This is a genomic window from Sphaerisporangium siamense (genome assembly GCF_014205275.1).
Lineage (GTDB): Bacteria > Actinomycetota > Actinomycetes > Streptosporangiales > Streptosporangiaceae > Sphaerisporangium > Sphaerisporangium siamense.
Genome location: NZ_JACHND010000001.1, coordinates 6209159 through 6230307, shown reverse-complemented (window position 1 = coordinate 6230307; position 21149 = coordinate 6209159). Strand labels below are relative to the sequence as shown.

The window sequence follows — 21149 nt, the reverse complement described above, 5'->3', positions numbered from 1 at the left end:
GTGGGGGGCCGAGGGCGGACCGGGACAATGGAGGCGTCAGGCCTGGTGGCGGGGCCGGTGGCCCGGACCTGCCGGAGAGCGTTGAGCGAAGTCGGTTATGCCCATGCCATACCGCTTTGCCAGGAAAAAGAGCGGCCCTCTCCGGAGGGCCGCGCAATGGGGGCTGGCGCGGCTCAACGCCGCGCTGGGCGGTCCGGCGCGCACCGAGGTGATCGTCATCCTCGCCTGCGTGATGGCCCTCGACGCCGCCGACAAGGGGACGGTCGGCGCGCTGGCCCCCGAACTGGAGCGCGACCTCCACGTCGGCAACACCGAGATCGGCGCCCTGGTCGCGATCTCCTCCGGTGTCGGGGCGCTGGCGGCCGTGCCCGTCGGCATGCTGACCGACCGGGTGAACCGCGTCCGGCTGCTCGCCGCCAGCATCGTCCTGTGGAGCGCGGCCATGGTCGCGGGCGCGCTGGCCGGGTCGTTCTCGACGCTGCTGATGTCGCGCGTGGCGCTGGGCGCGGTGACGGCCACCGCGGGGCCGACACTGGCGTCCCTGATCGGCGACTACTTCCCCGTCGCCGAACGGGGGCGCGTCTACGGGTTCATCCTGGCGGGTGAGACGCTCGGCGCCGGCTTCGGGCTGATCATGGTGGGCGACCTCGGGTACCTGCTGTCGTGGCGCTGGTCCTTCGGCCTTCTCGCGCTGATCGCGCTGGCCCTGCTCTACGTCGTGGTCCGCCATCTGCGCGAACCGGCGCGCGGCGGCCGCGACCGGATGCCGGCCCTGGGCGGGAAGCACGGCGTGCGCCCTCAACCGGAGGCGACGGCGCGCCGGCAGATCCGGCGCCGGGGAGTGGCCCCGGACCCCGCCCTGGTCCTGCACGAGGATCCGACGGACATGTCGCTGCGCGCGGCGGTGATCTACGTGCTGCGCATCCCCACCAACCGGCTGATGATCATCGCCTCGGTCGTCGGGTACTTCTTCTTCGCCGGGCTGCGCACGTTCGCGGTCGAGTTCGTGTCCGCCCACTTCGGGCTGACCAAGATCCAGGTGAGCGGCATACTGCCGATCGTGGGGGCCGGCGCGCTGCTCGGGGTGCTGACCGGGGGACGCCTCGCCGACCGGCTGGTGCGCCGCGGGCACGTGGAAGCCCGGGTCGGCGTGCCCGCGATCGCCTACCTCGTCTCCGCCGTGCTGTTCCTGCCCGCGCTGATGACCACGTCGACCGAGAAGGCCCTCCCGTTGTTCACCGCGGCGGCGTTCTGCCTGGCGGCGGCCAACCCGCCGCTGGACGCCGCGCGCCTCGACGTGGTCCACCACCGGCTCTGGGGCCGGGCGGAGAGCGTGCGCACGGCGTTGCGGATGTCGGCGGAGGCCGGCGCGCCGGTGGTGTTCGGCATGCTGGCGGACGCGCTCAGCCACGGAGGCAGGGCGGACGGCCTGGAGTACACCTTCCTGCTCATGTTGATCCCCTTGGCGGCCAACGGGGCCATCCTGCTGTGGGCCCGGCGTTCCTACCCGGAGGACGTCGCGGCGGCCGTCGTCTCCGAGGAGAACACGCGGCTGCGCGGCCCGGCCTCCGGTGGCGCGCGGGGACACCCGTAGCCGAGCGTGCCCGGCACGGCTCGGTAGCGGGGTGGGTCCGGCAGGGCTCAGCGGGGACGCCGGTGGACGTACAGCTCGCGCCGGTCGGCCGGCCCGACGGCACGCCGGTCGGGAACCGGCAGTTCGTAGCGGACCTCACGGAAATGATCGCCATGTTGCCGGTCGGCGTCGTACACCGACCGGAACTTCCACACCGCCGTGGCGAAGTTGGTCTGCCCGCGCAGCAGGTTGCGGCCGATGATCCGCAGGGTCTTGGCCGCGCCCGCCACGCCGAGGTGTTTGCGGTTCATCACCGCCTGGGTCCGCACCAGCTCGCGGTAGAACTCGTGCAAAGGGAGCGTGGTCGGGACCACGGCGTGCTGGATGTCGAACAGCCGGTAGTCGCGCGAGGTGAGCTTGCGCGACTCGGTGTGCCAGATCTCGGTGCCGGGATAGGGCGTCATGACGGTGAGGTTGACGATCTCGGGCACCGACAGCGCCCACCGGCGTACGAGCCGGAACCGCGCGGTGTCCCAGGCCGGGTCGACGATGAGGTTGATCGCGACGGTGAGTCCCATGTCGCGGGCGACTTCGAGCGCCTTGACGTTCTGGTCGGGGCTGGTCCGCTTGCGATACAGGTCCAGGCCCTGCTCGTCGAGCGCCTCCATGCCGAGGAACATGTAGTTCAGCCCGAGCCGCCGCCATCGCTCGAACACCTCGGGATGGCGCAGCAGCACGTCGGCGCGCGTCTCCAGGTAGTACTCCTTCCTCACCTTCCGTTTCTCCAGCTCCGCGGCGATGGCGTCGCCGTGCTCGGGCCGGATGAAGGCGACGTCGTCCACGATGAACACGCCCGGCTCCCGGATCGAGGCCACCTCCTCGGCCGCGGCCTCCGGCGACATCTTGCGGTAGCTGCGGCCGTAGAAGGTCCACGCGCTGCAGAACGAGCAGTCCCACGGGCAGCCGCGGGTGAACTCGACCGAGGCCGCGGGGTCCATCACGCCGATGAAGTACTTGTCGCGGCGCCGGGTCAGGTCCCGCGCGGGGCGAGGCTCGTCCAGGCTGTCCAGCAGCAGCGGCGGCTTCGCGCACGACCCCTCGGCGGTCACGGCGCCGGGAACCTCGCTGAGACCGCCGTCCCGCGCGGCGGCCAGCAGCAGCGGGGCCGCCGCCTCGCCCTCGCCGCGCAGGATCGCGTCCAGGGCGCCCTCGGACTGCGCGAGGACGTGCGCGGCGATGAACGAGACGCTGTGCCCGCCCGCGAAGACGAAACAGCGTGGCAGCAGACTTTTCACCCGTTTGGCCAGATCGAGGACCTCCGGCACGTTGGGGAGATAGTTGAGGCCGAATCCGACGGCCTGAGGCTCGAAGGCGAGCAGTTCGCGGCGCAGGTCACGGTGCGTGAAGATCTGCAGGTCCAGCAGGCGCACCTCATGTCCCGCCCGGCGCAGCGCGGCGGCCACCCGTTCCAGGCCGAGCGGCTCCAGCCGGAGGAAGATCTCGGAGTACATCAGGCCGCTGGGGTGTACCAACAGGGTGCGCATCCACCCTCCCCGTCCTGGTCGGACCGCGCGTCGGCCGGCGGCGCCCACGACGCCCCATAGCAGCCTGCTACCCGGTCGTGGCTCCGCGTAATCGACGGGCCGTGCGCGCCGGGGCCGCGGGGGCGTGGGTCAGGTGGCCGGCAGTTGCTGGAGGAGGACGAAAGCGCCCATCGCCAGGACGAACCAGCCGAATGCCGTGCGGAGGCGGGTGGCGTCGAGGCGTGCGGTCAGGGCGCCGCCGACCAGGCCGCCCAGGGCGGCGGCCACGCTGAACGGGAGCGCCAGGCTCCAGTCGACGGGTGTGCTGTGGAGGTATCCGGCGAGGCCGGCCAGGGACTTCATGGTGATGACCAGCAGCGAGGTGCCCACCGCCACGTCCATGGGCAGGCCGCCGAGCAGCGCGAGGGCGGGCACCACCAGGAACCCTCCGCCCGCCCCGACGAGCCCGGTCACCAGCCCCACGGCGACGCCTTCCGCGGCCACGTGCGCGACGGGCGGCTCGCGGTGCCGTGCGGCGGGGGCGGGGGTGCGGCGGCCGCGGATCATGGCGAGGGCGGTGGCGAGCATCATGGCGGCGAAGGCCGCCATGAGCAGCGACTCGGGCAGGTAGGGGCCGATCAGCCCGCCGCCGTACGCGCCCGCCATGCCCGCCACGCCGAACAGGAGCCCGGTACGCCAGCGGACCCGCCCCGCCCTGGCGTGCCCGATGACGCTGACCGCGCTGGTCACGGCCACGACGAACAGCGAGATCGCGATGGCCGCCTTGGCCGGCGCCCCGGCGAGGTAGACCAGCACCGGCACGGTGAGAATCGACCCGCCGCCGCCGAACAGGCCGAGCGTCACGCCGACCAGGACGGCGGCGGCGAGGGTCAGGGCGAACATCGATACCCCGGGGGGTATTCGGGAGACATGGGCCGGCCCGGTGCGCCGCGTGCCACGATCAGGCGCCCGCTTCGGACGGGCCCTGACGCAGCCGGGCGATGGCGGCCTCGACGTTCACGCCTCCCGCCCGGTTGTAGGGCAGCTTGGCGAGCAGCATGCCCATGGCGCAGGTGTCGGTGAGCGCCGCCACCGTCAGCCCCGCCCCGATCAGGGCGGCGACCGCCGCCGCGGCGGGGATCCACAGGCTCGCCACGACCGAGGCGAGCACGACGCTCCCGGCGACGAGGCGGACCTGCCGCTCCAGCGACCAGCGCGCGCGTCCCCGCGCGACGGGCCCTCCGGACGCGGTCCAGGCGTTCATGCCGCCGTCCAGGACCGCGACCCCGGCCGGCCCGGTGTCGCCGAGCGCCGTCCTGGCCCGCTCGGCGCGCGCGCCGGACTGGCAGACGAGCAGCACGCGGCCGTCCACGCCGGCGACGGCGCGCCGCAGGTGGGCGGCGGCCTGGTCGAGGGGCAGGTTGACGGCCCCGGCGATGTGCGCGGACGCGAACTCGCCCGGGGTGCGGACGTCCAGGACGCGGACGCCGGGATCGGATGCCATCCACGAGCGGGCGGTGGCGGCGTCGATACGGGACACGGGGACTTCTCCAGGTTCTGTCGAGCTCACGGACGAGCGATGGGGCGGACCGGCCGTCGCGCCGGTCAGATGGTGTCGGTGTCGGTGTCGGTGTCGGTGTCGGTGTCGGGGGCGCGGTCGCGATCGCGGAGCGCGGCGGCGGCCTCGGCGAGGCCGGCGCCGGTCAGGGCGATCGGGCGGAAGCCCTCGCGGGCGAGGTGGGAGGCGGCGATGCTCGCGCGGCGGCCCGAGGCGCAGGCGACCAGGACCGGCCGCGCCGGGTCCAGCGCGTCGGGGATGCCCAGGGTGATGAGATCGGGCAGGAACCGCTCGGTCGCGCCCTCCAGCCGCGCCTGCTCGTGTTCCGCGGGCATGCGCACGTCGAGGAGCTGGGCGTCCGGGCGGGCGAGCAGGGTGGTGAAGGCGTCGAGCTCCAGCAGCTCGTAGGTCTGCGTGGCGGTCGCGCCGAGGTCGAGGACGACGCCCTGGACGGTGTCGGCGCCGATCCTGGCGAGCTGGGTGACCGCCTCGGCGACGTCCTGGCCCGGCTCCGCGACCAGGGTGATCGGCTCGGCGTACGGCAGCAGCCAGCCCGCCCAGCTTCCGAAGTCGTCGTCCAGCTCGACGCCGAGCGAGCCGGGCAGCATGCCCTGGGCCTGCGCCTGGCGGGGCCGGATATCGACCACGTGCGACCCGGCGGGGATCTCCGCCACCCCCAGTTCGGGGACGCGCAGGGGCGGCATGGGCGGAACGCCGCGCGTGTTGGCGGGGCTCATGTGCTGGTAGAAGGCCGGGATGGGCATGGGGGCGGCCAGCAGCGCGTCGGCGAACTCGTCGGGACCGGCGAGGGCCAGCAGCGGGTTGCCGGCGCGCTCGTCCCCGATCGTCGAGGTCGTCCGCCCGGCGCCGGAGACCGTGCAGAAGGACCCTTCGCCGTGCGTCGGGTAGAGGCCCACGGCGGGGGGCAGCGCGGCGAGCCTGCGCAGCGACGCGTACTGGAGGCGGGCCAGCGAGCGGGCCCGCTCGGGGCCGAGCAGATCGGGCCGCCCGGCCGAGGCGACCAGCAGGCTGCCACCGGAGAACAACGCGACCGGCTCTCCCTCGATGAGTACCAGGTAGCTGGTGTGCTCGGGCGTGTGGCCCGGCGTGTGGAGGGGACGCACGGTCAGCGCGCCGCCGTCGATCTCCTCCTGGTGGAAGGCGGGCGTGTGCCGGTAGGCGGGCGCCGCGGCGGCGGGCATCACCAGTTCGGCCCCGGTGCGCAGCGCCGCCTGCTCCGCCCCGGAGGCGTAGTCGTTGTGCAGGTGGGTCTCCAGCACGAACCGCAGGTCCACGTCGCGCTCGGCGGCGGCGCGCAGGAAGCGGCCGATGTCGCGCTGGGGATCGACGAGGACGCCCTGGCCCTGATGTGTCAGCAGGTAGGTCTGGTCGCCCAGGCCGGGCGTCCGGAAGGTCACGACCTCCATCGCCTGCTCCTTTCCATACCCCCGGGGGTATCACGGTGTCAAAAAGAGGCGGCCGCGGAGCCTCCGCGGCCGCGTGTCTAGGCGAGCGCGAGGAAGAGCCGTTCCAGCTCGGCCACGCTCATGGGCGGCTGGTCGCCGCGGTTCTGCGCGTCCTGGCAGTGCCGCAGCCCCGTAGCCACGATCTTGAAACCGGCGCGGTCGAGCGCCTTGGAGACGGCGGCGAGCTGGGTGAGGACCTTCGTGCAGTCCTCGCCTGCCTCGATCATCGCGATCACGCCGGCGAGCTGGCCCTGCGCCCGCTTCAACCGGGTCAGCGCGTCACCGATCATGCCCTCGTTCAGCTCCATGCCTGCCACTATACCCCCGGGCGTATCCGAGATCGCAAATCCACCCAGCTCACCGGCCTCGTACGCACGACGCCGCCGCCCGGGGGCCGGGCGGCGGCGTGCGGTCAGGGCAGGGGGTTACGACTGCGGCTGCGCGACCTCGGTGGCGGGGTCGCCGTCGACGGCGGCGGCGAGCTGCGGCACCAGCCGGTCCAGGGTGTACGGCAGGCTCAGCACTGACACGAACGAGAAGGCGTTGCCGTAGTCGCCGGTCTCCTTGACGAACACCTCGCGGCCCTGCGCGACCACGTCCAGGTCGGCGTACAGCTTGTCCTGGTGCAGCTTGGCGGCGTCGGCGGCCGGGTCGGCGACGATCCACACGACGGCCTTGGCGTCCAGCAGGTCGGTGCGCTCCTTGCTGATGTTGGCGCCGAACTCCGCCCCGACGGCCTTGTCCAGGCCCTCGGGTGACGTGAAGCCCAGCGAGGACAGGATGCGCGCGCGGTTGTCCTGCGGGCCGTACACGAAGATCCCCTCGTACGGCGTGGCGACGACGCCGGTCGCGCCCGCGAAGTCCGGGTGCTGCGACTGCGCCTGGGCGAAACGGCCCTCGACGTCCCGCACCAGCGCCTTGGCCTCCGCCTCCTTGCCCAGCGCCTTCCCGATGATCTCCGTCTGCCGCTCCCAGGGGACCCCGTAGTCAGGGAAGTCCTTGGGCTGGGCCACCACCGGAGCGATCTTCGACAGCGTCTCGTACTGCTCCTTGGTCACCCCCGAGTAGAGGGCGAGGATCAGGTCCGGGGCCAGCGCCGCGATCTTCTCCACCTGCGGGCCGGTCCCGGTGTCCTTGAGGACGGTCGGGGCGGTGGCCGTGCCCAGCTTGTCCTTGGCCCACGGGCCGACCGCGCCCGGGTAGCCGCCGAGCCACTCGGTGGTGCCGACCGGGACCGTGCCGACCGCCAGCGCGGCGTCCTGGTCGGTCAGCCCCACCGTGACGACGCGCTTCGGCTGCGCGGGAATGGTCGTGCTGCCGTACTTGTGCTCGATGGTCACCGGGTAGGCCGCGCCCGCCTGGCCGGACGTGGCCGGGGCCGCGGAGCCGGAGGGCTCGGCGGAGCCGTCGCCGGAGCCGGAGCCGCAGGCGGCGACGGTGCCGAGGAACAGGACGGACGCGAGGGCCGCGGCGGTCCTGGCCCCTCTCAGAATGCGGAACATCAGTGGATCCTTTGTGTTTCAGACATGGGTGGAAGGGTCGTGGGCGGAGGGGAGGCCGGACCTCGCGTCCGACCACGCCTCCCACAGCGCGGCGTACGGGCCGCCCGCGGCGCGAAGGTCGTCGTGGCCGCCGCTCTCCACGACCTGGCCGCCGTCCATGACGACGACGCGGTCCGCGGAGGCGGCCTGGGTGAGCCGGTGGGCGACCACCAGGGCGGTACGGCCCTCGACCGCCCGCTCGGCGGACTCCTCCAGCACGCGGGCGCCGGCGCTGCCCGCCTCGGCCGTCGCCTCGTCCAGGACGGCCACCGGCGGGGCGGCCAGCACCAGGCGGGCGAGGGCGAGCTGCTGCACCTGCGTGGCGGTGAGGCGGTGCCCGCCCTCGCCGACCTCGGTGGCCAGGCCCTCGGGCAGCGCCTCGGCCCAGCCGAGCGCGCCGACGCGGGCCAGCGCCGCGCGCAGCTCGTCGTCGCCGGCGTCCGGCCCGGCCAGGCGCAGGTCCTCGGCCAGCGGCCCGGAGAAGACGTGCGTCTCCTGGGTGACCAGCACCACCTTCGCCGGGTCCTCGGTTCCAGGGACGGCCACCCGCACGGTGCCCGCGGTGGGGGAGTGTACGCCGGCGACGAGCTTGGCCAGCGTGGTCTTGCCCGCCCCGCTCGCCCCGATCAGCGCCACCCGCTCGCCGGGCGCCAGGGCGAGGTCCACCCCGCGCAGCACGGGCCTGCCGGGCTCGTAGGAGTGCTCAAGCCCGGCCACCGCCACCGCCGCGCCGCCGTCCGCCGCGGTGGCCGGGGCCACCTCTGGACGGGGCGCCGCGTTCGCCGTGGGCGCCGGGCGGTCCTCCGGTCCGGAGGGGGCGGTGCCATCAGAGGCTTCTGTGAGCTTCGAGGGATCCGCGAGGTCGGTGACGCCGACCAGGCGGGCCAGGCCCGCGACGGCCACCTGCGCGTCGTCCATCAGCACCAGGGCGGAGTTGACCGGGCCGAACAGGCTGTGGAAGTACAGGGCGGCGGCCGTCGCCGTGCCGATGGAGGCCGAACCGCCGCGCACCAGCAGGAACCCCGTCACCAGCACCGCGGCCAGCCCCGCGTACTCGGCGACGTGCAGGCGGCTGTAGAAGCGCAGCACCAGCCGGACCCCGCGCATCGTCAGCAGCAGCGCCCACCGCGACCGCTCGGCCGCCTTCTCGGCGTGCTCCTCCTCCAGCCGGAACGCCCGCACGGTGGCGGCGCCGCCGATCGTGTCCAGGAGCTGCTGCTGCATGTCCCCGGCGGCGACGCGCTGCTCGGCGTACAGCGGGACGGCGCGGCGCACGTACCAGCGGGCGGTGTGCGCCTGGACGGGCACCGCCACCAGCGCCGCGAGCAGGAACCGCCAGTCCAGCACGGCCATCGCGGCGAGGGTGAGGACGATGGCCAGAAGCGAGCGGGCCAGCTCGGGCAGCGCCGTGCGCACGGCCTCGGCCACCCGCGAGACGTCGGAGGTGACGCGGGCCGTCAGGTCACCCGAGCCCGCGCGCTCCAGGCGCTCCAGCGGCAGCCGCAGCGTCCGGTCGACGAACCGCTCCCGCAGCCGGGCCAGCACGGTCTCGCCGAGGCGGGACACCAGCGACAGCCCGAGCATGGTCGCGAGGCCCTGCGCGACCGCGACGGCGGCCAGCAGTACCACGGGCAGGGTGAGCGCGGCGGCCGGATGCCGCCCGGCGACCAGGTCCACGACCCGGCCGAGCAGCGGCTGGACGAGCAGGCCGATGGCGGTGGCCGCCACCAGCGCCGCGAACCCGGCCGTGGCCAGCCGCCGGTGCGGGCGCACCAGCTCCCGCACCGCGGCCCGCGTCCGCGCGGGGGTGGCCACGGGCAGCCGCAGCGGGGCCCGGGGCGAGGGTTCTGCGCGGAGATCGCTCATGCCAGGACCGCCGTCCGGTAGGGGGCGTGGTGACGGAGAAGCTCGGCGTGCGGGGCCGAGGCGGTGACGCGGCCCTCGTGGACAAGCACGACGCGGTCGGCGGCGGCGAGCAGCGCGGGGCTGGTCGTGACGAGGATCGTCGTGCGGCCCGCGCGCGTCTCGCGGATCCCGGCCGCGACGCGGGCCTCGGTGACGGCGTCGACCGCGGTCGTCGGGTCGTGCAGGACGAGCACGGGACGGCGGGCCGCCAGCGCCCGCGCCAGCGCGACCCGCTGCCGCTGCCCCCCCGACAGGGAGCGCCCGCGCTCACCGATCATCGACGCCGCGCCGTCCGGCAAGGCCTGAGCCACCTCGTCGGCCGCGGCGGCCCGCATCGCCCACTCGACCTCGGGGGCGCGCATCCCCTGCGGGACCTCCGCCTCGACGGTGTGTCCTTCCTGCAAAACCTCGGCTTCGGCCGCGACGGGGCGCATCACCCGTGCCACGTCGGCCTCTGCGGCGCGCATGGTCTGCCGGGCCTCGGAGGCGCCGGGGGCGGTCACGTTCTCGTGCAGGGTGCCCGCGAACAGTTCGGCGTCGTGTTCGGCGACCAGGAGCGCCGTGCGCAGGCCGGCCGGGTCGAGGTCGCACAGCGGGACGCCGTCCAGTTCGACGACGCCTTCGTCGGGATCCGCCCTGCGGTCGAGCAGGCGCAGGAGCGCCGTGGCGTCCGACGGGCCGGTCGCGGCCACGCCGAGGATTTCTCCGGCCGCCACGTCCAGGTCCAACCCCCGCAGCCCGCCGTACACGACCCCCCGCATGCGCACCGTCCCGCGTACGGGGCCGGAGGCCGGCGGCCAGGCGCCGCCGGACACCGCGGGGGGCGCGGACAGGACCGCGGCGACGCGGGCGGCCGAGGCGCGGCCCTGGGCCAGCTCGGCGTTGACCCAGGAGAACGTCTCCAGCGGGCCGATCAGGAACAGCGCGAGCCCGACCGCCGACACGAGCTGCCCGAGGCTGATGTCCCCCTGCGCGGCGAGCCGACCGCCGACGAGGGCGACGACGGCGATGAAGACCCCGGTCAGGGCGACGACGACGCCGTTCTGGACGGCCTCGGCGCGCGTCGCGCGCAGCGTGGCGGCGAGCGAGGCGCGGCTGGTGCGCCGGTAGCGGGCGACCGCGGCGGCCTCCGCGCCGAGCCCCTTGAGCACGCGCAGCCCGGCGACCAGGTCGGCGGCGACGCCGGAGGCGTGCGCGGCGCGTTCCTGCTCGGCCTCGCTGCGGCGTTCGAGCGGCTTGCTCAGCAGGTGGCCGAGCCAGAGGAGCACCGGCGTGCCGGCCAGCACGGTCAGGCCGAGCGGCACCGAGGTGCGCAGCAGCGCCACCGCGCCGACGAGCACGCCGGCCAGCGCCGCCACGCCGAGTATCACCGCCATGTTGACCGCGCCGACGCGCCGGGCGTCCTCGGTGGCGATCGAGGTGAGGGCGCCGGGCGGCCTGCCGGTCTCCGCGCCGCCGCCCGGGTGCAGCACGCGCTGGACGAGCGCGACCCGCAGCAGGTGGGCGGCCTGCTCGGCGGCGCGTTCCCCGGCGCGGGCGCCGAAGCGGAAGCCGAACGACAGGGCGACGTAGACGACGGCGAGGACGGCCAGCCACCACAGCAGCGCCCCGGCGTCGCCCTTGGCCACGGCCTGGTCGACCACGACGCCGATCAGAACGGGGACCAGCGCCTCGCCGGCCTGGTGGGCGCAGCCGAGCGCCGAGCCGGTGGCCACGCCGCGCCATTGCCCCTTGATCGAACGGGCCAGTACCTGCCGCCCTGACGTGCCCACACGTCTCCCTCCGGAACCGCCCGCCACAGAACTTAGGTAAGGCTACACTAAGTACATCTGGCAGCAGGAGACCCCTGGTCCCGTCGGGACAGGACGGGAAGGAAACGGCCTCCGGGGCAGCCGGAGGCCGGAAGACCGGCGGCATCAGGATCCGCCGGCGGGCATGGGGAAGTCCGCGGATCAGGATCCGTCGGTGGGTGAGAGGGAGTTGGCGCCGGGGACGAGGAGGCGGGGCGTGCCGGTGCCGTCGGCGGGGGTCGCCCAGGTGTTGTTGGTGCCGTCGCTCGTCTGCAGGGCGTAGGCGACCGTCCGCTCGTCCAGCCACACCGCCTGGTCGTCCACGCTGCGTGTCTCGGCCAGCGGCGTGATCCGTCCCGAGGCCAGGTCCAGCACCGACAGACGCCAGCCCTTCTTCGGGTCGCCGCCCACCGCCGACTTGTAGGCGATCCGCGCGCCGTCGGGGGACAGCGACGGGCACTCCACGTTGTCGCGCAGCGTCCGCACCGTCCCCGCGGCGAAGTCGCCCTCCACCAGGTAGCGGCGCCCGCCCGTGGACAGGGTCGCGTAGAACCGGTTGTCGTCGCGCGTGAAGGTGACGCCCCAGAAGTTGACGTCCGGGTTCCGGTACGGCCGCCCGTCCAGGGTGATCGTGAAGCCCTCCAGGGACTTCACCAGCCGTCCCGTACGGGTGTCCAGGACGCCGGCCTGGGTGGAGAAGCCGGTCGTGGCGTAGGAGTGGCCGTCGATGAACAGCGTCCAGGCCACCATGCGCCCCGACGCCGACACGCGCAGCCGGTTCGGGAAGCCGCGGAGCGGCACGGACCTCCGCTCCCGCAGGGACGCGTCCAGCACCAGCAGCGAGGTCGCGCCGAGCGGGTCCACCGGCGTGAGACAGGCGACCGTCCCGGCGGCGGCGTAGGCGCGGTCGCACGTCCGGCGGGACACCTCGCGCGGTCCGCCGGGGTCGGCGCGGGAGACGGTCGACAGCAGGCCGTTGGTCAGCACCTGCAGGCGCGGCCCGCCGCCCACGGGACCGGACGGGACGGCGGCGGCCCGCCTGTCCTCGGCGGCCGACCGCGCCGACCGGGCGGAGGCCGCGTAGGCGACGGCGGCCCCGGCGAGCAGCAGGGCCGCCAGGACGGTGACGAGGACGCGGGTGCGCGTGCTGAGGGTCATCGGGACCTCGCGGTGGGAGGAGGACGGGACGGCGGAGGCCGGCGCCCCGGGCGGGCACGGCGCCGCCGCGGGACCCGATGGGCCCACCGGCGGCGCCGCTTCCGTCGAGGCCGCTCAGGCGCACGTTCAGTGGCAGGCGGTGGTGCCGCTGTCGGTGAACGTCTTGCCCGACTGCGGGACGAACTGCCAGTCGTAGCTGTTGGCGTGGAGGGTCAGCTTCAGCACGCCGTAGGTGTCGCTGTTGCGCACCTGGCTGTTCGCCAGGATCGTGCCGAACCCGTAGTGGCCGGCGCCGCCGGACCCGACGACGAAGTGACGGATGCCGCGCGCGTTGTCGAGCTGGTTGGAAGGGTTGATCGGCGCGAACCGCTCGTACTGGTGGTTGTGGCCGGTCAGGATCAGGTCGGCGTTGTTGTCGTACAGCGCCTGCACGAGCGGCGCGACCGAGGTGTCGGGCGAGTGGTTGGCTCCGGAGGTGAAGCGCGGGTGGTGCCACATCGCGACCGTGCACGGCCTGGGGTTGGCCTGCAGGTCCGAGCGGAGCCACTGCACCTGCGCGGACGTAGCGCCGCAGCCGCCGATGGCCGAGCAGTTGGAGTTCAGCACGACGACATGCCAGTTCGAGCCGATGTTGTAGGAGTAGTACCCCTTGCTCGGGTCGCCGGCGCTCGCGCCGAAGTAGCCGTAGTACCCCGACGCGCCCGAGGTGTTGTAGTCGTGGTTGCCCGGCACCGGCCGGGTGCGCGCCTTGTGCCGGCCCCAGGTCGGGTTGTAGTAGGTGTTGAACTCGGAGGCGGTCCCGTTGTCGTACACGTTGTCGCCGAGGGTGAACACCGTGCCCGCGATGCCGTCGAGCAGCGCCGCTGTCGCGGTGTCGCCCGAGCCGGAGTTGGAGATGTCGCCCGCGCCGACCAGCACCGGGTCCGCGGCCGACGACGTGGTCACCGTGGGCGTCGGGCTGGAGGTCGTGCCGGTGGTCACCACGAGCTGGGGCGCCGTCGCCGCGCCGCTCTCGCGCGCGTCGTAGTCGGCGCCGTCGGAGCTCGGCGAGGTCACGCCGATGCTGTAGGAGCCGTCGCCGGTCACGTACGAGGTCACGTCGACCTCGTACCAGGCGTTCCTGGCCACCGAGCCGATCGTGCCGAGCGTCGCGCCGTCGATGGCCGGCTGGTCGTTCCAGGTGGTGGCGGTCTCCGACCACGTCGTGCTGCTCACCGCGCGGAACGTGCCGCCGTTCGGGCTCTCCGCGCCGCTGACGTCGTCGGTGTGCAGGCGGAGCTTGGCGCTGGTGACCGTGCCGGAGACGCCGGACACCGTGAACCGCAGGAACAACCGCTTGACCGGCGAGTTGTCGATGCCGAGCTGCCCGGAGGTGCCGTAGTTCGTGCCGGTCGCGCCGTTGTCCACGTAGGTGTCCGCGACCGGGGCGAAGGTCGACGTGGCCGCGTTGGCCACGCCTCCCGGCAGCGTCACGGCCGCGATCGCGACCGCGCCCGAGACGGCGGCCACGAACACCGCCGTCAGGGTCTTGCGTCGGAACATGTGCTTGCTCCTCGTGCGGGGGTCGGGGGGGCTACACGGACGCTAGATCGGCTTCCGCTCGGCCCGATGAGCGGCGAGAGAGCGAAGGGAGTCCAGAGGGTTAATGCCGGGAGTGCCCGGTCGCGCGGCGTGAGGTACGAAGCCGACATATCGCGCAGCCCCGCGGGCGGCGCATCCGGCGCCGTCACGCCGCCGCGATGGCGGTACACGACCACGGACGCGTTAACGGAAGGTGAGGTCGTCGTGCCGACCGGCGTCGTGCCCCCCGGATTCCGGCGAGTCCTGCCGTACGACCGTTCGGACAGCGTCGTGCCGGTCCCCGGATCGGGCGGGTTCCGTCGCGCGACCGTGCCGAGCGGCCCGTCCCGCGTGTGCCGGTCGGTCCTGAGCCCCCGTCGCGCCCGCCGTCGCGGCGGGCCCGCGGCACCGTGGACGCCATCAGTAGGGTGAAGGTGGGATGTCCGGTTCGGCGTTCAGTGGGGTGATGGGGTGGAGACGTTGCACTTCGGGATCCTGGGGCACAGCGCCGAGGGGGCCGCGTTGTGCTTCCGGGCCTTCTGCGGGGAGGGGTTCCGCGCGCTCGGGCCGCACCGGCATCCCGACGTGACCCTGGACCTGATTCCGCTGGCGCGCAGCATGCCGTACTGGGACGCGGGCGACCACGCGCCCATCCGGGACACGCTCGCCGAAAGCGTGCGGCGGCTCGCCGGCGCGGGCGCCGACTTCTTCGCCTGCCCCGACAACACCGCGCACATGGCCCTGGACCTGCCGGGCGAGGACCTCGCCCTCCCGGGGTTGCACATCGCCGAGGTCGTCGCCGACCGTGCCGCCCGGGACGGCCGCACCCGCGTCGGCGTGCTCGGCACCCGGTACACCATGGACGGCCCGCTCTACCCGCGCGCGCTCGCCGCCCGGGGGATCGCCGCCGAGGTGCCCGCGGCCGCCGACCGCGCGGCCGTGGACGAGATCATCTTCACCGAGCTGCTGGAAGGCGTCTTCAGCGAAGAGTCGCGCCGCAGGTACGCCGAGGTGATCGGGCGGCTCGCCGCGCGGGGCTGCGACGCGGTGGCGCTGGTCTGCACCGAGATCCCGCTTCTGGTGACGCCCGAGGTGTCCCCGCTTCCGACGCTCGACTCGACCCGCCTGCTCGCCCGCGCCGCCTTCGAGGTGGCCACCGGCCTGCGCCCCGTGCCGGCCTGGCGCGGCGGCCCCGGCCCGTCGCCGAGCTGAGGCCGGGCGGCCCGGGGTCGAGTGGCCCGGGGTCGAGTGGACCAGGGCCGGGCGGACCAGGGCCGATATACTCGTCGGCGCATGCGAAAACGCGGCCTGGTCGGTAGCCCAGGCGCCGTCGTCCGACGGTTTGTATCCGCCCTCTCCAGGGATGTCCGGCATGCCGGAATCCGGCCTCGTCAGGCCGGTGATCGGTATGCCCGCTGGAGGGGACATGAGCGCCGTGACGCTGACCGTGTGCTTCGCCGACCCGTTCTGGGTCGGTTACCTGGAGATCGACGAGGGCGGTGCCGTGCGCGCCACCCGGGTGGTGTTCGGCGGTGAGCCGACGGACGCCGAGCTGCACGACTTCCTGCTGCGCGACGGCTCCGCCCTGCTCGCCAGGGCCGCCGCGAACCCGCCCGTCCCGAGCGACGCGCGGCCCCTGCGGCGGCCCAACCCCAAGCGGGCCGCGAAGCTGGCCGCCCGGGAGGCCGCCCGCGTGGCGCGGGGCCGGCGGAGCACGGCGTCGCAGGAGGCCGTCCGCCTGGAGTACGAGGAACGCAAGGCCGAGGCGTCCGCCGGGCTGCGGGCCAGGAAGGCGGCCGACGCCGAGCGCCGCTACGAGGCCGCCCGCGCCAAGCGCCGCGAACGCAAGCGCGGCCACTGATCCCGCCGCCCGGACCGGCGCCGTCCGTGCCGATGGGAGAGCGTTCGCGAGACCTCGCCGGTCCAGGTGGCCCGGCAGGGGCGGCCCCTACGTGGCCGGGTCGCGTTCGTAGAGCTCCGTCAACGGGGCGGTCTCCGCGGCGGGGACGGACAGGCGGATCGGGGCGGGCGGGGTGCCGAGAGAGGCCACCTGGTCCCAGGTGACGTACCTGCTGCCCCGGTGCAGGCGCCGGACGATCATCCGCACGAGCAGGGGGGCCTGCCCGCCGGGGCCGCGTTCGTAGCCGAAGAGCTGGCCGGTGTGCCGGGGCGCCACGATGAGGCCGGACACGCGGAAGGCGTGCTGGACGCCGCGCAGCAGCGGGCCGTCCTGGGTGAGCTGGACGTCGGCCACCTGGCCCATCGGCGTGCCGGTCGCGTCGCTCACGGGACGGCCGATGATCTCGCTGATCCGCGTCGCGCCCTCCTCCGCCCGCACTCCGGCCGGTCCCGGCGGCGCGGCGGTGTCCTCCCCGGCGCCGCTGCCGGGGATGGGGGCGATGAGGTTGCGCCGCGTCCAGCGTTCGAGGGCCGGCTCCTCCGGGTCGCCGTCCACCGACAGGGCGGCGTCGATGCCGGAGACCTGCGCCATGTCGACGCGCCGCGGCGCAGGGTCCTCCTCGGGCCGGAACAGCTCGGTGACGGCGACGATCAGCCTGCCGGGCACGCCGCCGATCCTCGGCCCGAGCGCGAGCGGCCCGGCGAGGATCGCCGACACGTACGGGCGGCCCTCGGCGTCGTGCTTCAGCTCCAGGTCGTCGGCCTTGCAGACCTGCCGGCCGTCGCGGGCGCGCACCACCTGGCGGTCCAGCAGGTGGAGCTGGGCGTGCAGGATCCGCGCTCCGGTCATTGCCCCGCCTTCGTCGCGAGCATCAGCGGGATCGCCGCCACGGCGACCACCAGCAGCAGCACCATGTACGCGGTCCCGAGCGCGTTGGAGAACTTCCCGTTCACGCGTTCGCCCATGTAGTCGGGGTCGTTGGCGATCATCAGCACCGGCAGGTAGGTCAGCGGCAGCGCGGCGGCGGAGAAGACCAGGGAGTACTCGGTCACCTTGATCGGGTCGACCGTGGTGAGCACCAGCGCGGCGGCCACGATCGTGGCGACCAGGACGACGGCGTGGAAGCGCGCCGCGTCCTTGGGCCGCACGTACTTGCCCCACTGCCAGCCGAAGTACTGGCTGAGCGTGTACCCCGACGACAGCGCGGTCTCCAGCGTCGCGCCGAACGTCGCCGCGAACACGCCGAAGATCACCACCACCAGCCCGGCCTTCCCGAGGGCGAGCCCGACGGGCAGCAGCATCTGGTCCAGCGTGCCGACCTGGATGTGGAGGGGCAGGAAGACGGTGGCCGCGCACGCGGCGATGGCCAGCGACAGGAAGCCGCCGAGGGGGAAGCCGACGAACACGTTGGCCCGCGAGGTCAGCAGGTCCTTGGCCGTCCAGCGCTCCTCGACGCCGCCGGAGGAGAAGAAGAACACCTCGTACGGCGTCATCGCGCCGCCGAGCAGCGCGACCGCGTAGTACCAGTACGTCGGCGCGCCCTCGTCGGGCGGGGGATGGGTCACCTGGCGGGCCAGCTCGCCCCAGTCGGGGCCGAGCCGCCACGCCGCGACGGCGAACACCACCAGCGCCAGCCCGGCCAGCCCGAAGACCTTCTCCATGGTCTCGAACTTGACCCGCCACATCACCAGCCAGGCCACCAGCGCCACAGCGGGCACCCACAGCAGGTAGTTCACGCCGGTGACCAGCTCCAGCGCCAGGGAGGCGCCGCCGATCTCGGCGGCCAGCGTGAGCACGTTGATGAAGAAGGACGCCCCGAGGTTCGCCAGGCCCGCGCGGGGGCCGAGCCGCTCGCGCACCAGGTCGAACACCGGCCGCCGCGAGGCCACGGCGATGCGGCCGGACATCTCGGCGAACAGGCAGATGCCGACCACCCCGACCACGACGACCCAGGCGAGCGACATGCCGAACCTGGCCCCGACCAGCGCGTTGGCCACCAGGTCGCCGATGTCGACGAACCCGCCGAAGGCGGTGAGGATGCCGAGCGTCACCGCGAACAGCCGCTTCACCCGTACGTCTCCTCAATGGCGCGCAGCCGCCGCGCCAGGTCGCCGAGTTCCCGGTCCGCCTTCGCCGGGTCGTGCAGCCCGTCCCGCCTGACCTCGATGAGGAGGCCGCGCAGTTCGTCCTCGGCCGCGGAGGTCAGGCCGGTGACCTCGGCGCGCAGCCGGTCGGAGTCGTCGGAGGGCGGCTGGACGCGGCCGAACTGGTCGCCGACGCCGCCCACGTCGTCGGCCGCCTGGGTGAGCAGCGTCTTCAGGTACGGCGTGGTCAGCCGGCCGGCCCCGCGCACGGCCTGCCGCGCCAGCTCCACCCCGGAGGCGGCGGCCTCGGCGGTCGCGGCGGCCTTGAGCCCGTAGTCGTGGTCGTCCCAGGCCGGGCTGACGCACCCGGACAGGAGGAGCGCCGCGAGCAGGACGGGCGGGACGGCGGCCGCGCGTCTCATGACCGGCCTCTCAGCAGGAAATATCCCAGTAAGCCGAGCAGGACCAGCATCTGGCCCCACGCCAGCAGGAGCACCAGCCCTTCGTCCACCACCCGGCCCCACTGCCCGCCCGCCGTGGCCTCATGCCGGGGCCGGGCGGGAACCCGGCGCGGGTTCCGCGCGGGGATGCTGGTTGAATGCCGCCATGGTGGTGCGTGACGCTCTTCCCGACGAGATGGACGCCGCCGGCGCGCTGCGCGTGGCGGCCTACCAGGCCGACCGGCTGCTGGACGCCAACCCCTCCTACGCCGGCGCGCTGCGCGCCCTCGGGACGGACGGCGCCGGCGAGGTCCTGGTCGCGGTGGACGGCGACCGGCTGCTCGGGACCGTCATGCTGGAGACCTGGCACGCCGGGAGCGAGGTGGCCAAAAGGCCGGACGAGGCCGAGATCCGAGGGCTGGCCGTCGCCCCGGAGGCGCGCGGGCGCGGCGTCGGCACCGCGCTGGTGCGGGCGGTCGTCGAGCGCGCCGCGCTGAGAGGGGTCCGGGCGCTGCTGCTGTCCAGCCAGCCCGCGATGGCCGGCGCCCAGCGCATCTATCTCGCCGAAGGGTTCACGCGCAGGCCCGAGCTCGACTGGGCTCCCGTGCCGAACCTCCGGCTGCTCGGTTTCGGGCGCGATCTGTGAAAGGCCCCGGTGATCCCGTCTCATCGGCGCGCGGCGGCAGGGCATCGGCGTCCGGATTTTCGGCCCGCTCGCCCCGGCGGTAAAGGAAACCGTCACGTCGGCGCGCTCTGGCACGCGACCGAATCAGGATCTACGTTATTCGGTGAAAATCGGATTACGTTCTCCTCGGGAGTTGGTGTCCAGTGCCGGACGACGCGGCCTTTCCCGTCCCGGAGTCGGTGAAGATCGACACCTCGGTGCCGCATTCGGCCCGCATCTGGAACCACTGGCTCGGCGGCCGGGACAACTACCCCGTCGACCGGGAGGCCGGGGACCGCTTCGCGCGGGTCTTCCCGGGGATCGAGCAGCTCGCCAGGGCGTCCCGGCACTTCCTGAGCCGCGCGGTGCGCCACCTCGCGGGCGAGGCCGGAATCCGGCAGTTCCTGGACGTCGGCACCGGCCTGCCCACCGTGGACAACACCCACGAGGTGGCCCAGCGGGTGGCCCCGGAGTCGCGCGTGGTGTACGTCGACAACGATCCGCTGGTGCTCGTGCACGCCCACGCCCTGCTCACGAGCACCCCGCAGGGCGCGACCAGCTTCATCGACGCGGACCTGCGCGACCCCGAGGCGATCCTCGCCGCCGCCGGCCGCACCCTGGACCTGACGCGACCGGTCGCGCTGGTGCTCATGCAGATCACCGGGCACGTCCACGACACCGGGGAGGCGCACGCTCTCGTACGCCGCCTGATGGCCGGGCTCCCGTCCGGCAGCTACCTGGCGTTCAACGACAGCGCCGACACCAACGCGGCCAACCTGGAGGCCACCCGGCGCTACAACGAGTCCGGCGCGGCGCCGTACCACCTGCGCGGCCCCGCCGAGCTCGCCGGCTTCTTCGACGGGCTGGAACCGGTCGAGCCGGGCGTGGTGCCGATCGCCCGGTGGCGTCCTGAGACGGACCCCTCCACCATCGTCGATGTGGACGCATGGGGAGGTGTCGGCATAAAGCCATGATCCGCGACGCGCCATGAAGAATCCGGAAATCGTGCCCACATGATCGATAGATTGGTCAGGACGGAAGATCGTACGGCGTGGGGGAGGCGGCGACGTGACCGAACGGGACAGGGCTCAACCCTGGGTCGTCGACCCCACCACTCCCAGCGTCGCCCGCATGTACGACTACTACCTGGGCGGTAAGGACAATTTCGCCGCCGACCGCGAAGCCGCCGAGAAGATCATCAAGCTGGTGCCGAACGCCAGGGAGATCGCGCGGTCCAACCGCGCATTCCTGCGCAGGAGCGTGCGCGTCATGGTCGAGTCCGGCGTCGACCAGTTCCTGGACATCGGCACCGGCCTGCCCACCCAGGAGAACGTCCACCAGGTGGCGCAGCGGGTGAACCCGGACGCGCGCACCGCCTACGTCGACAACGACCCGATCGTGCTCGCCCACGCCCGCGCCCTGCTCGCCGACAACGCCAGGACCGTCGTCGTCTCCGCCGACATGCGCGACCCGCAGGGCATCGTGGACCACCCCGAGGTGCGGGCCCACCTGGACTTCGACCGGCCGGTGGGGCTGCTGCTCCTGGCCATCCTGCACTTCGTCGTCGACGACGCCGAGTCCGTCGAGATCGTCCGCACCGTGCGCCGCGCCCTGGCCCCGGGGAGCATGGTGGCCATCTCGCACATCACCCCCGGCGACCTCAGCGAGGAGGACATCCGGCGGGGCCGCGACGTCTACACCGCGACCGCCACCGGCGGGATCATCCCGCGCACCCACGCGCGGATCCGCTCCTACTTCGAGGGCTTCGAACTGCTCGCGCCCGGCGTGGTGCCGGTGGAGGAGTGGCGTCCCGACCCCGAGACGGTGATCCTCCCGCACCGGGGCGGCATCGGCATCGTGGGCGCCGTCGGCACGATCTCCTGAGCGGAGCGCCGCCTCGTGTCCATGGCGCGAACTCCGTTCGCGCGGTGCTCGGGCGCCTTTGAGCCGGCGGCCTTCCCTCGTCGTGGACGAGCACTCGTTCCTC

General features: G+C 73.9%; 19 protein-coding genes. 6 read left to right on the top strand and 13 right to left on the bottom strand.

Going from position 1 to position 21149, the window contains the following annotated elements; translation table 11 throughout:
• Positions 1 to 103: 103 nt before the first annotated feature.
• Positions 104 to 1594, top strand: a complete 1491-nt coding sequence (locus BJ982_RS28625) for an MFS transporter (protein WP_184885142.1) — start codon at positions 104 to 106, stop codon at positions 1592 to 1594.
• A gap of 47 nt (positions 1595 to 1641) precedes the next feature.
• Here BJ982_RS28625 and hpnR read toward each other — a convergent pair whose 3' ends face one another.
• From hpnR to BJ982_RS28575, 10 genes are all read right to left on the bottom strand, one after another.
• Positions 1642 to 3117: a hopanoid C-3 methylase HpnR gene (hpnR, locus tag BJ982_RS28620; RefSeq protein WP_184885141.1), complete on the bottom strand. Its 1476-nt coding sequence runs from the start codon at positions 3115 to 3117 to the stop codon at positions 1642 to 1644.
• A gap of 129 nt (positions 3118 to 3246) precedes the next feature.
• Positions 3247 to 3999 carry a sulfite exporter TauE/SafE family protein gene (locus BJ982_RS28615; protein ID WP_184885139.1) on the bottom strand — a complete coding sequence of 251 codons (753 nt, stop codon included), beginning with the start codon at positions 3997 to 3999 and terminating at the stop codon, positions 3247 to 3249.
• Between the two features lie 58 nt (positions 4000 to 4057).
• On the bottom strand, positions 4058 to 4636 hold the full coding sequence (locus BJ982_RS28610) for a rhodanese-like domain-containing protein (RefSeq protein WP_239123005.1): 579 nt from the start codon (positions 4634 to 4636) through the stop codon (positions 4058 to 4060).
• Between the two features lie 65 nt (positions 4637 to 4701).
• The gene (locus BJ982_RS28605) at positions 4702 to 6081 is read right to left on the bottom strand and encodes an MBL fold metallo-hydrolase (RefSeq protein ID WP_184885137.1); all 1380 of its coding nucleotides are present in this window, start codon (positions 6079 to 6081) and stop codon (positions 4702 to 4704) included.
• Between the two features lie 77 nt (positions 6082 to 6158).
• The gene (locus BJ982_RS28600) at positions 6159 to 6428 is read right to left on the bottom strand and encodes a metal-sensitive transcriptional regulator (protein ID WP_184885135.1); all 270 of its coding nucleotides are present in this window, start codon (positions 6426 to 6428) and stop codon (positions 6159 to 6161) included.
• A 117-nt stretch (positions 6429 to 6545) separates the two neighbouring features.
• Complete coding sequence (locus tag BJ982_RS28595; protein WP_184885133.1) at positions 6546 to 7622, bottom strand: iron-siderophore ABC transporter substrate-binding protein; 1077 nt, start codon at positions 7620 to 7622, stop codon at positions 6546 to 6548.
• Positions 7623 to 7640: 18 nt separating this feature from the next.
• Entirely contained in the window at positions 7641 to 9527 is a 1887-nt protein-coding gene (locus tag BJ982_RS28590; protein ID WP_184885131.1) for an ABC transporter ATP-binding protein, read from the bottom strand.
• Positions 9524 to 11338: an ABC transporter ATP-binding protein gene (locus BJ982_RS28585; RefSeq protein ID WP_184885130.1), complete on the bottom strand. Its 1815-nt coding sequence runs from the start codon at positions 11336 to 11338 to the stop codon at positions 9524 to 9526. Before BJ982_RS28585 ends, BJ982_RS28590 begins: the two co-directional genes overlap by 4 nt.
• A gap of 180 nt (positions 11339 to 11518) precedes the next feature.
• Positions 11519 to 12514: a TolB-like translocation protein gene (locus tag BJ982_RS28580; RefSeq protein ID WP_184885128.1), complete on the bottom strand. Its 996-nt coding sequence runs from the start codon at positions 12512 to 12514 to the stop codon at positions 11519 to 11521.
• 126 nt (positions 12515 to 12640) lie between these two features.
• Positions 12641 to 14056 (bottom strand): CBM96 family carbohydrate-binding protein, encoded by a 1416-nt coding sequence (locus tag BJ982_RS28575; RefSeq protein WP_184885127.1) that lies wholly within the window; start codon positions 14054 to 14056, stop codon positions 12641 to 12643.
• A 489-nt stretch (positions 14057 to 14545) separates the two neighbouring features.
• Between BJ982_RS28575 and BJ982_RS28570 the strand changes: the two genes are divergently transcribed.
• Together BJ982_RS28570 and BJ982_RS28565 are read left to right on the top strand one after the other, a co-directional pair.
• A complete protein-coding gene (locus BJ982_RS28570; protein ID WP_184885118.1) occupies positions 14546 to 15286 on the top strand; it encodes an aspartate/glutamate racemase family protein in 741 nt (246 codons plus the stop codon).
• A 214-nt stretch (positions 15287 to 15500) separates the two neighbouring features.
• Positions 15501 to 15935 carry a YjdF family protein gene (locus BJ982_RS28565; RefSeq protein ID WP_184885116.1) on the top strand — a complete coding sequence of 145 codons (435 nt, stop codon included), beginning with the start codon at positions 15501 to 15503 and terminating at the stop codon, positions 15933 to 15935.
• An 87-nt stretch (positions 15936 to 16022) separates the two neighbouring features.
• Here the strand turns inward: BJ982_RS28565 and BJ982_RS28560 are convergent, their stop codons facing one another.
• From BJ982_RS28560 to BJ982_RS28550, 3 genes are read right to left on the bottom strand one after another with little or no spacing between them, the layout of a single operon-like run.
• Positions 16023 to 16823 (bottom strand): hypothetical protein, encoded by an 801-nt coding sequence (locus BJ982_RS28560; protein ID WP_184885114.1) that lies wholly within the window; start codon positions 16821 to 16823, stop codon positions 16023 to 16025.
• Complete coding sequence (locus BJ982_RS28555; protein WP_184885111.1) at positions 16820 to 18043, bottom strand: NRAMP family divalent metal transporter; 1224 nt, start codon at positions 18041 to 18043, stop codon at positions 16820 to 16822. Before BJ982_RS28555 ends, BJ982_RS28560 begins: the two co-directional genes overlap by 4 nt.
• On the bottom strand, positions 18040 to 18480 hold the full coding sequence (locus BJ982_RS28550; RefSeq protein WP_184885109.1) for a hypothetical protein: 441 nt from the start codon (positions 18478 to 18480) through the stop codon (positions 18040 to 18042). Before BJ982_RS28550 ends, BJ982_RS28555 begins: the two co-directional genes overlap by 4 nt.
• A 184-nt stretch (positions 18481 to 18664) precedes the next feature.
• On the opposite strand from BJ982_RS28550, the gene BJ982_RS28545 reads away from it, so the two are divergent.
• From BJ982_RS28545 to BJ982_RS28535, 3 genes are all read left to right on the top strand, one after another.
• On the top strand, positions 18665 to 19144 hold the full coding sequence (locus BJ982_RS28545; RefSeq protein ID WP_184885107.1) for a GNAT family N-acetyltransferase: 480 nt from the start codon (positions 18665 to 18667) through the stop codon (positions 19142 to 19144).
• Between the two features lie 182 nt (positions 19145 to 19326).
• On the top strand, positions 19327 to 20136 hold the full coding sequence (locus BJ982_RS28540; RefSeq protein WP_184885104.1) for an SAM-dependent methyltransferase: 810 nt from the start codon (positions 19327 to 19329) through the stop codon (positions 20134 to 20136).
• Positions 20137 to 20230: 94 nt separating this feature from the next.
• Positions 20231 to 21046, top strand: coding sequence for an SAM-dependent methyltransferase (locus tag BJ982_RS28535; RefSeq protein WP_239123006.1), 816 nt, complete (start codon positions 20231 to 20233; stop codon positions 21044 to 21046).
• Positions 21047 to 21149 lie beyond the last annotated feature (103 nt).

Bases quoted from the DNA above. Each gene is read 5' to 3' on its own strand.
- BJ982_RS28625 (WP_184885142.1), top strand. From the start codon at position 104: ATGCCATACCGCTTTGCCAGGAAAAAGAGCGGCCCTCTCCGGAGGGCC.
- hpnR (WP_184885141.1), bottom strand. From the start codon at position 3,117: ATGCGCACCCTGTTGGTACACCCCAGCGGCCTGATGTACTCCGAGATC.
- BJ982_RS28615 (WP_184885139.1), bottom strand. From the start codon at position 3,999: ATGTTCGCCCTGACCCTCGCCGCCGCCGTCCTGGTCGGCGTGACGCTC.
- BJ982_RS28605 (WP_184885137.1), bottom strand. From the start codon at position 6,081: ATGGAGGTCGTGACCTTCCGGACGCCCGGCCTGGGCGACCAGACCTAC.
- BJ982_RS28600 (WP_184885135.1), bottom strand. From the start codon at position 6,428: ATGGAGCTGAACGAGGGCATGATCGGTGACGCGCTGACCCGGTTGAAG.
- BJ982_RS28595 (WP_184885133.1), bottom strand. From the start codon at position 7,622: ATGTTCCGCATTCTGAGAGGGGCCAGGACCGCCGCGGCCCTCGCGTCC.
- BJ982_RS28590 (WP_184885131.1), bottom strand. From the start codon at position 9,527: ATGAGCGATCTCCGCGCAGAACCCTCGCCCCGGGCCCCGCTGCGGCTG.
- BJ982_RS28580 (WP_184885128.1), bottom strand. From the start codon at position 12,514: ATGACCCTCAGCACGCGCACCCGCGTCCTCGTCACCGTCCTGGCGGCC.
- BJ982_RS28575 (WP_184885127.1), bottom strand. From the start codon at position 14,056: ATGTTCCGACGCAAGACCCTGACGGCGGTGTTCGTGGCCGCCGTCTCG.
- BJ982_RS28565 (WP_184885116.1), top strand. From the start codon at position 15,501: ATGAGCGCCGTGACGCTGACCGTGTGCTTCGCCGACCCGTTCTGGGTC.
- BJ982_RS28560 (WP_184885114.1), bottom strand. From the start codon at position 16,823: ATGACCGGAGCGCGGATCCTGCACGCCCAGCTCCACCTGCTGGACCGC.
- BJ982_RS28550 (WP_184885109.1), bottom strand. From the start codon at position 18,480: ATGAGACGCGCGGCCGCCGTCCCGCCCGTCCTGCTCGCGGCGCTCCTC.
- BJ982_RS28545 (WP_184885107.1), top strand. From the start codon at position 18,665: ATGGTGGTGCGTGACGCTCTTCCCGACGAGATGGACGCCGCCGGCGCG.